Annotated in this window: 8 protein-coding genes; 4 read left to right on the forward strand and 4 right to left on the reverse strand. The window is 75.7% G+C overall.

The window, feature by feature from the left end; all coding sequences use genetic code 11:
* Positions 1-77: 77 nt before the first annotated feature.
* On the forward strand, positions 78-959 hold the full coding sequence (locus ACW0Q9_RS27345) for a phosphatase PAP2 family protein (RefSeq protein ID WP_456186111.1): 882 nt from the start codon (positions 78-80) through the stop codon (positions 957-959).
* Between the two features lie 34 nt (positions 960-993).
* Here ACW0Q9_RS27345 and ACW0Q9_RS27350 read toward each other — a convergent pair whose 3' ends face one another.
* Positions 994-1,446, reverse strand: a complete 453-nt coding sequence (locus ACW0Q9_RS27350) for a YbhB/YbcL family Raf kinase inhibitor-like protein (protein WP_456186113.1) — start codon at positions 1,444-1,446, stop codon at positions 994-996.
* A gap of 103 nt (positions 1,447-1,549) precedes the next feature.
* Here ACW0Q9_RS27350 and ACW0Q9_RS27355 point away from each other — a divergent pair, with 103 nt between their 5' ends.
* Positions 1,550-2,221 carry a maleylpyruvate isomerase N-terminal domain-containing protein gene (locus ACW0Q9_RS27355; protein WP_456186115.1) on the forward strand — a complete coding sequence of 224 codons (672 nt, stop codon included), beginning with the start codon at positions 1,550-1,552 and terminating at the stop codon, positions 2,219-2,221.
* Between the two features lie 10 nt (positions 2,222-2,231).
* On the opposite strand, the gene ACW0Q9_RS27360 is transcribed toward ACW0Q9_RS27355, so the two are convergent.
* Both ACW0Q9_RS27360 and ACW0Q9_RS27365 read right to left on the reverse strand, forming a co-directional pair.
* Positions 2,232-3,083 carry a DUF1028 domain-containing protein gene (locus ACW0Q9_RS27360; protein ID WP_456186117.1) on the reverse strand — a complete coding sequence of 284 codons (852 nt, stop codon included), beginning with the start codon at positions 3,081-3,083 and terminating at the stop codon, positions 2,232-2,234.
* A 53-nt stretch (positions 3,084-3,136) separates the two neighbouring features.
* A complete protein-coding gene (locus ACW0Q9_RS27365) occupies positions 3,137-4,309 on the reverse strand; it encodes a low temperature requirement protein A (RefSeq protein ID WP_456186119.1) in 1,173 nt (390 codons plus the stop codon).
* Positions 4,310-4,313: 4 nt separating this feature from the next.
* Between ACW0Q9_RS27365 and ACW0Q9_RS27370 the strand changes: the two genes are divergently transcribed.
* The gene (locus tag ACW0Q9_RS27370; RefSeq protein ID WP_456186121.1) at positions 4,314-5,783 is read left to right on the forward strand and encodes a pyridoxal phosphate-dependent decarboxylase family protein; all 1,470 of its coding nucleotides are present in this window, start codon (positions 4,314-4,316) and stop codon (positions 5,781-5,783) included.
* Between the two features lie 90 nt (positions 5,784-5,873).
* Here ACW0Q9_RS27370 and ACW0Q9_RS27375 read toward each other — a convergent pair whose 3' ends face one another.
* On the reverse strand, positions 5,874-6,812 hold the full coding sequence (locus tag ACW0Q9_RS27375; protein ID WP_456186123.1) for a hypothetical protein: 939 nt from the start codon (positions 6,810-6,812) through the stop codon (positions 5,874-5,876).
* Between the two features lie 280 nt (positions 6,813-7,092).
* Between ACW0Q9_RS27375 and ACW0Q9_RS27380 the strand changes: the two genes are divergently transcribed.
* Positions 7,093-7,352: hypothetical protein (locus tag ACW0Q9_RS27380; RefSeq protein ID WP_456186125.1), on the forward strand; the 260-nt coding region annotated here is incomplete at its 3' end.

Genomic DNA, 7,352 nt, shown 5'->3' on the forward strand with positions numbered 1-7,352 from the left:
CCGTCGGTCCTCAACCTAACGCCACGGTGGTGCCGCTCCGACGAGCGCCCGACCCCGCCGACCGTTAAGTTGTCCGGGTGCGCGAGACGGCGAGGGGTTGGACGGCGGTCTGGTTGGTCGTACTGGCCCTGGCCCAGACGGCCGCGTTCCTGGTGGTGTGGCGGTTCGCCGTGCACACCCAGCTCGGCCAGTGGCTGGACACCGTCGCGCTGACCGGCAACCGGATCGGTCAGGACCGCATCGACGGCCCGGTGGACCGCATCCTCAACGCCATGTCGGTGGTGTCGCTGCTGGCCGTCACCGCCATGATCGGCTTCATCGCCCTGATCCGCGGCCGCAAGGCGCTCGCCGTCACCGCCACCCTGCTCATCGCCGGCGCCAACGTCAGCACCCAACTGCTCAAGCGCTACCTGGACCGCCCCGACTTCGGCATCGACCCGGAACGGGCCGCGGCCGGCAACAGCCTGCCCAGCGGACACACCGCCGTGGCCGCGTCGGTGGCGATCGCGCTGATCCTGGTGCTGCCCCCGAAGCTGCGGGTGGCCGGCGCCTTCCTCGGCGCCGGCTACGCGGCCGCCGCCGGCGTGGCCACCCTCTCCGCCGGCTGGCACCGGCCCAGCGACGCCGTCGCCGCCTTCCTCCTGGTCGGCGCCTGGGCCGCGGTCGCCGGCCTGGTGCTCCTGTTCTTCCAGCGGGACGAGGCCGTGGTCTCCCCGGCCGACGCGCACCGGGTCGCCGCCGTCGTGCTCGGCCTCGCCGGCGCCCTCGCGCTGGTCGTCTCCGCCTTCGCCCTGTCCTGGCTGGTCGACCGTTCCACGATCCCCGTGGAGGAACTCACCCGCCGTCCCCTCTTCATCGGGTACGCGGGCAGCGCGGCCGGCATCGTCGGCACGATCGCCGTGGTGGCCGCGGCGGTCCTCGCGCTGGTGCACCGCCTGGTGCCCCGCTGGAAGGGCTGACCGGCCGGGATCCCCGGCCGGTCCCCGGAGCGGGTCAGCGGTAGTAGGTGCCGACGGTGGTGCCGCTGGCGATCTCCCGGCCCTTGAGCGCGCGGTGCACGTCGGCGGCCTGCGGCGCGCCGGACAGGTCCAGCGGACGGTTCAGCGCGTAGAGGCGGAAGAAGTAGCGGTGCGCCTCGTCGCCCCGCGGTGGCAGCGGCCCGCTCCAGCCGGTCTCGCCGAAGCTGTTCGGCCACTCCCGGCCACCCGGCGGCACCCCGCCCTCGGGCACCTCACCGGGCTCCGGCGAGATCCCGGTGACCAGCCAGTGCAGGAACGGTTCCTTGCCCGCGTCCGGGTCCTCGACGAGCAGGACCAACTCCTCGGTGGAGTCCGGCACGTCCGACCACTGCAACGGCGGTGACAGGTTGTCGCCGTCCTTGGCGAACCGCCCGGGCAGCAGGTCGTGGTCGGTGAACGCGGTGCTGCGCAGCATGATGCCGGCCATTCGGCGCCCCCTCTCCTCGTCGACCGGCGCGTACCCGGCCGGTGGGCGCCGAAACGGCGGTGGCAGGCTGGCCGGACGGGACGGACCGGACGGCGGAGGACGGATGGCGACGGTACGCGCGGCGTTCCGCGACGAGTGCGCCCAGCTGGAAGGGGTCCTGCGCGACCTGAACGAGGCGGACCTGGACCGGCCCACGCCCTGCCCGCCCTGGACGGTGCGGGACCTGCTGGCGCACGTACGCACCGGCGCCGGGCGGCTGGTCGGCATGCTCGCCGCGCCGGCCCCCGAGCGCGCCGAGGTCGACGCGGCCGGCTACTTCGGGGCGGCCAAGTTCGCGCCCGAGGTCGACCGGGACCGGATCGACGGCGCCCGGCGGGAGGCGCGGGCGCTGCCCGGCGTACCCGAGGTGGCGGAGGGCTTCGCACGGGCCTGGCGGGCCGCCGACGCGGCGGTGGCCGCCGAGCCGCCGGGGCGGCTGGTCCGCACCCGGCACGGCGACGCGATGACGCTGACCGAGTTCCTGCGTACCCGGGTGGTGGAGGTCGCGGTGCACGGCCTGGACCTGGCCGACGCGCTCGGCCGGCGGCCCTGGCTGACCCCGACCGCGGCCGCGGTGGTCGCCGACCTGCTGTCGGCTGGCCGGCCGGTGCCCGACGGGCTCGCCTGGGACGCGCTGACCCTGGTGCGGAAGGCCACCGGCCGGGTGCCGGTCACCGACGCGGAGCGGACGGTGCTGGAGCGGACCGGCTTCCGCTGGCTCTCCTTCGGCGGCTGACCGGAGACCGTCAGGCGTCGAGGGCCGGCGCGGTGGTGCGGCGCAGGTGGTCCAGCACGATCGGGTCGATCCGGCCGGGAACGATGCGCTCCTCGAGGTTCTCGACGCCGGCCCAGGCGTCGAGCGCCTCCTCCAGCCCGGCGGCGCCGACCGGGTGGCCGGCGGCGGCCAGCAGCGCGGCCACCTCGTCGGCGACCGGGCCGGTGAGGTCGAGCAGGGTCGCCGGGTCGGGCTTGCCGAAGAGCAGGGTGTGGATGTCGAGCAGGCGGCCCAGCTCGGCGACCGGGTCGCGGTGGTCGTCGACCCGCAGGTCGACCAGCTCGTCGCCGGTGCCGGCGTAGCCGCCGTGGCGCCGCACGACGAACAGGGCGGCGCTCTGCCGGCCCCGCCGGTCGCCGCCGGCCCGGTCGCCGGCGGCCAGTGCGGCCAGCAGCCGCTGCGGGAAGGGCAGGGCGGCCCCGCCGAGCCAGGCGTCCCGGACCGCGTCGATGACCTCCGGGCCGGCCAGGATGTTGCCCTGCGCGGCCCAGCCGTCGCCGGCCTGGCCGCCCGCCCAGGGGTGGCAGCGGGGCCCGGTCCAGGTGGCGCCGTCACCGGTCCGTCCGACCACGCCGAGCTGTCGGTCGTCGCAGCCCGGGTCGGCGGCGATCAGGCCGGCCACCACGCCCGCCGCGGGGACGCCGGTGCGCAGCATGGCGAGCCCCTGCGACCGGTACGCCAGGTTCGCGTGCGCCTGGCTGGCGAGCGCGCCGACCTCCGCCTCGGCGGCCGGGACCAGCGCCCCGGCGGCGAGGAACTTGCTGGCGACGGCGACGCCGTGCACGAGGCCGTCGGCGGAGCGGGCGACGATCGAGAAGGTCACCGACGGATGGTAGCGCCGGGGCGGGCACGTCGGGCGCCCGCGACCGGTCGCGGTCAGAACGGCGGGGCGGCCGCCTCCGGTGGGCGGCCCCAGGCGCGGCGGGCGTCGGCCACCGCCACGCCGAGCAGCACCAGCGGGGCGGCGAACGCCGCGGCCAGCGGGGTGGCGACCGCCGCGGGCAGCGGGACCACGGGCTTGAGCAGCGGCATGAGCACCACCAGGACGGCGATGGCCACCCAGCGCGACGGGGACACCCGGCCGAACACCTCGTACTCGAAGCGCGCGCGACCGACCAGGAACAGCGCCGGACCGCCGAGGATCATGGCGAGCCAGCCGACCTCGTTGTGCCCGGTCGGGTGCTCGTTGACCAGCTCGTAGCCGATCGCGGCGGCCACCACGCCGACCACCATGACGAGGTGGGTGTCGGCGGCGGAGCGGCCGATGGTGGCGGGGTGCGCGGCCCGGGTCACCGCCTCGCCGAGGATCCGCCCGGCCCGCTGCACGTAGATCCGCCAGAGCAGCACCGAGGTGAGCAGCGCGGCGGCGAAGGCCGCGGTGCGGGTGGCGCTGTCCGGCGCCCGGCTGTACGCCAGCCCGGCGATCAGGATCGTCTCGCCGATCGCGACCAGGAAGAACTGCTGGTAGCGCTCGGCCAGGTGCTCGCCGTGGATGTCCCAGCGGGAGACGGTCGACCGGCCGAGGCCGGGCACCGGCCAGCCGAACCGGGACGCCAGGTATTCCAACAGGAGCGCGAGCGTCCACAGCGTCACCCGCGGGTCGGTGGGCAGCAGCGCGCCGGTCAGCCAGAGCACCCCGGTCACGCTGAAGGTGATCAGCATGCGCAGTTTCAGCCGGCGGTGCTGGAGCCGACGCAGCATCAGCAGCAGGATCGCCGGCCGGCTCACCTGCGCCACCACGTACGCGACGGCGAACGCCAGGCCGGTGGAGCTGAACGCGCGGGGGATGGCCACCCCCATCACCATGCTGCCCACCAGCGCGATGATCACGATCGTCTGGAGCCAGATGTGGTACGGGTCGTACCGGCTGGTGGTCCAGGCCGTGCCCTGCCAGACCGCCCAGAGCGCGAGGAGCAGCAGCAGCGTCTTGCCGCCCCCGGTCAGCGCCGTCCAGCCGGTCTTCCCCCCTTCCACGGCCAGGTCCTCGAACGCGCGGGCGGAGATCCGGGTCAGCGCGAAGACGAACACCAGGTCGAAGAAGAGCTCCACGAACGTGGCCCGGTTCGGGCCGCCGTCCGGCCCGGCCAGGGCGGCCGGCTCCGGGGTGCTCGACGAGATCCGGGCCCTGCGGGCGGGCGATCGGCCGACGCACGGCGGGCGGCTGTTCGCCTACGTCTACGACCCCGGCGTGGCCGGCCTGGACGAGCTGGCGCAGGCCGCCCACGCGGAGAGCGCGCACGTCAACGGGCTCGACCCGACCGCCTTCCCGTCCCTGCTGGCCATGGAGAACGCGCTGGTCGGCGCCGCCGCCCGGCTGCTCGGCGGCGGCCCCGGCACGGCCGCGCCGGACGTGGTCGGCAGCGTCACCAGCGGTGGCACCGAGTCGCTGATCCTGGCCGTCAAGGCCGCCCGGGACGCCCGGCCCGACCTCACCGAGCCGCGCATCGTGGTGCCGGTCAGCGGGCACGCCGCCTTCGCCAAGGCGGCCCACTACCTGCGGGTGGCCCTCGACCCGGTGCCCGTGGACCCGGTCACCCTGCGCCCGGCCGTCGCCGACGTGGCCGCCGCGATCCGGCCGGAGACCGTGCTGGTCGTCGCCTCCGCCCCGTCGTACGCGCACGGCGTGGTGGACCCGGTGGCGGAGATCGCGGCCGTGGCGGCGGCGGCCGGGGTGCGCTGCCACGTGGACGCCTGCTTCGGCGGCTGGACGCTGCCGTGGCTGCGCCGGCTCGGCGCGCCGGTGCCCCCGTTCGACTTCGCCGTGCCCGGGGTCACTTCGATCTCGGTCGACCTGCACAAGTACGCGTACGCCCCGAAGGGGGTGTCGGTGCTGCTGCACCGGGATCCGGGGCTGCGGTCGCCGCAGTTCTTCGCCTACGCGGACTGGCCCGGCTACACGATGGTCAACCCGGTGATCGCCTCGACCCGGTCCGGCGGGCCGATCGCCGCCGCGTACGCGACCCTGCGGCACCTCGGCGAGGACGGCTACCTGCGGCTGGCCGCGCTGACCCGGGACGCGGTCGCCGGGCTGGCCGACGCGGTCCGCGCGGTCGACGGGCTGCGGCTGCTGGCCGAGCCGGAGTCGACAGTGGTCTGCTTCACCGCCGACGACCCGGGGCTGGACCTGTTCGTGCTGGTGGACGAGCTGACCGCCCGGGGCTGGCACACCCAGCCGCAGCTCGCGTACGCCGGCCTGCCGGCCAGCGTGCACCTCACGGTGACCGCGGCGGTGGCCCCGCGGGTGCCCGAGTTCGGCCCGGCGCTGGCCGAGGCGGCGGCGGCCGCCCGGGCGGCCGGGCCGGTCGTGCTCCCGCCGGAACTGCTGGCGCTCGCCGGCAGCCTCACCCCGGAGGCGCTCACCCCCGACCTGATCGCCGGGCTCGCCGCCGGCCTGGGGCTCGGCGCCGGGCCGGCCCCGGACCGGATGGCGGCGGTGAACACCCTGCTCCAGGCGGCCCCGGTGCGGCTGCGGGAGCGGCTGCTCGTGGAGTTCGTCGGGCTGCTCCAGCACCCGACCTTCTGAGCCCCTCGCCCCGGAGGCCCGGAACCGCACGGTTCCGGGCCTCCGCCGCTGCGCGGTGACCGGCGCGGGCCGCCGGGCCGCGGCGCTCGGTCAGCTGGCGTCGACCGCCGTCACCGAGAACGAGGTGGTGTTGTCGGTCGGGTCGACGTCCTGCGGGTCGGCCCCCGAGAGGTAGCTTCCGGTGACCGTGAAGCTGCCGGTCCCGAGGTCACCCGCCGGCGTCCCGGCGGGCGCACGGAGGATGACGTCGAAGGTCCGCTCCGTGCCGGGCATGAACCGGCCGCCCGGCACGGTGAACCAGTCGGGGAAGCTCGGCATGTCCTGCGGCTCGATGTGATGCACCGACACCCCTGCCGGGAGGGCGGCGGTCACGTCGAGCGCGAAGGTCGGAGCGTCGTTGCCGTACCGCACGGTGACCGGCAACCGTCCGAGCAGGCTGCCGTCGGGTTGCCGGCTCAGCACGGCGGCGCCGCCACGGATGCCCAGGTCGGTCCTGGTGGCCTGCACGTACGGCCGGGGCTTGCGGAGGCTGCCGGTGGTGGAGCGGAACAGGGTGGTGAATCCGGTCGTGTCGGCGGCCCTGGTGGCGCCCTCGGGGAGGACCTCGATCCGCCCGCCGTCGGCGACCATGGGGTGGTCGCGGGTGCTGGTCCAGACGTGGAAGCCGAGCCGGAAGGCGACGGTCTCCCCGGCCTCGACGCGGTCGCCCAGGCAGCTGATGACCAGGCGGTTCTCCACCAGCCGGTCGTAGAGGCAGGCGCCGCCGGGCTCGATCGTGGTGAACGAGGCGCCGGCCGGCTCGGTGATGACCAGGTTCACCGAGGTCGCGGTCGGCTTCCGGTTGGTGACGGTGGCGGTGAGGGTCCCCACGTACCCCCGGTCGGTCGGCTCCAGGACGAGCCGCTGGGTCGTGAGGTCGATGCCGCCGGTGACGCCGCTCGGCGCGGCCCCGGCCGGTGCGGCCAGAGCGAGCAGGGCGGCGGCCCCACCGAGCAGCGCGGTGGTGATCCGTGCCGTACGTGTGGTCATGCGTGGTCCTCCCGTGAAGTCCCCGTTGCCGGGCGGCGGCCTCTCCGTCCGCCCGCTGATGGGGAGACGGCCAGCGCAGGAGTTCCAGTTGCCGCCCGGACCGTCGGGAAGCCGACCCGGCCCCGGTGGGGCCGCCGGTGGAGCCGTCGAGCTGCTGCGGCGTCCGACCCGGTGAGGCCGGCTGGTCCGATCATCCGGCCAGGTCAGGCGTTTCGGGGCGACGGCGACACGTCGCCCGCTGGTTACCATCCGGACACATCGATTCACGGGGAGAAACTGGATGACAACCACCGCATTACCACGGGCCCGTAGGGCCGTCGCCGTCGTCACTGCGGGCGCGTTGCTCGGCCTCGCGCCCGGCGCACCCGCTCCCGCCGAACCGTCCGGACCGGACCGGTCCGCCGACGTCACCGTTTCCGACCCGGCGTGGACGCCGGACCCGGTCGCCGAGGGCGTACCGCTCCCGCCGTCCCGCGACGTCAAGAAGGTCAAGGAGCAGCAGCGGCAGGAGCGGTCGGCCGGCACCACCGCCGCCGACGT

The organism is Micromonospora sp. I033 (assembly GCF_053890995.1).